Raw genomic sequence first — 1,261 nt, 5'->3', positions numbered from 1 at the left:
CCACCAGCGGGCGCCCGGCCGCGAAGGTCGCCGCCGGCAAGGCCGCGCGTCCGCAGAAGCCCGCCGCCGAGCCCGCGCGGCCGAAGGGCCCGACGCTGCAGCTCGATCCGGTGGAAACCGATGCGCTGATCTCGCCGTCGCTGCGCATGAGCGGCCAGCTCACGCAGCTGGCCGAGGCCGGCCAGGCCGGCTCGGCCCCGTACCGCTTCATCGACCCCGAGCTGGTGCAGCGCCTCGAAGCGCAGGACCGGCTGAAGGCRCTCGAGAGCTCGATGAACCAGCTGCGCACCGAGGGCCAGGCGCGGCAGCAGGCCCTCGTCGAACTGCAGGCGAGGGTGCAGCAGGCCCAGGCGGCGCGCTACGCGAACCCGCTGGTCTATGCGCTGGCCGTGCTGTGCGCGCTGCTCGCCGCCGGCCTGGGCTTCCTGGTATGGCAGCGCTGGCGCGAGCGGCAGGCCGCGGCCTGGTGGGTCGAGCCGCCGGCACCCGCGCCGGCCGCACCCGCTGCGCAGGCCGAAGCACCGCAGACCATCCCGGCGGCGATGTCGCCCGATCTGTCCGGCGGCGGCGCGGTGCTGGTCGACACGCCGCCCCCGGTTCGCAAGCGGCCCGGTGCGCCGATGCCGGCACAGCCGATGGACGTCACGCTGACGCCGCGCGCCGTTGCCGCGATGCAGGCCACGCTGTCGCGCGAGACCCGGCCCGGCACCGACCTCGACCCCGAATCGCTGGAGCCGCACCGGCCGATGTCGGCCGACGAGCTGATCGACCTCGACCAGCAGGTCGAGTTCTTCGTCGTGCTCGGGCAGGACGATGCGGCGGTCGACCTGCTGATGGGCCACGTGCGCAGCACCGGCGGCGTGAGCCCGCTGCCGTACCTGAAGCTGATGGAGATCTACCGCCGCCGCGGCGAGCGCGACCCGTACGACCGCATCCGCGAGCGCTTCAACCGGCGCTTCAACGCCTACGCGATCGAGTGGGACGAGAACGACCCGTCGAAGGAACGCGACCTCGAAGAGGGCTTCCCCGAGTTGCTGGCCCGCGTGCAGTCGCTGTGGTCGGCGCCGGCGGAAGCCATGGCAACGCTCGACGGCGCGCTGTTCCGGCGCAACCAGGGCCCGCCGTTCGACGTGCCGGCCTACCGCGACCTGCTGTTCCTGTACGGCATCGCCCGCGACCTGGCCGAGCGCGACGTGCGCCCCGAGGGCGTCGACCTGCTGCTGCCGATGGAGGGCGGGTTCGACATCACGCTGGACCTGTC

1 protein-coding gene is annotated in these 1,261 nt (G+C 73.7%); it reads left to right on the top strand.

Going from position 1 to position 1,261, the window contains the following annotated elements; genetic code table 11:
* A partial coding sequence (locus AC1DXV_RS34795) for a hypothetical protein (protein ID WP_477938068.1) occupies window positions 1–1,261 on the top strand: 1,261 nt, incomplete at both ends.

This window comes from Rhizobacter sp. P3_C12 (assembly GCF_056402735.1).
This window is presented reverse-complemented; position numbering and strand designations above follow the sequence as displayed.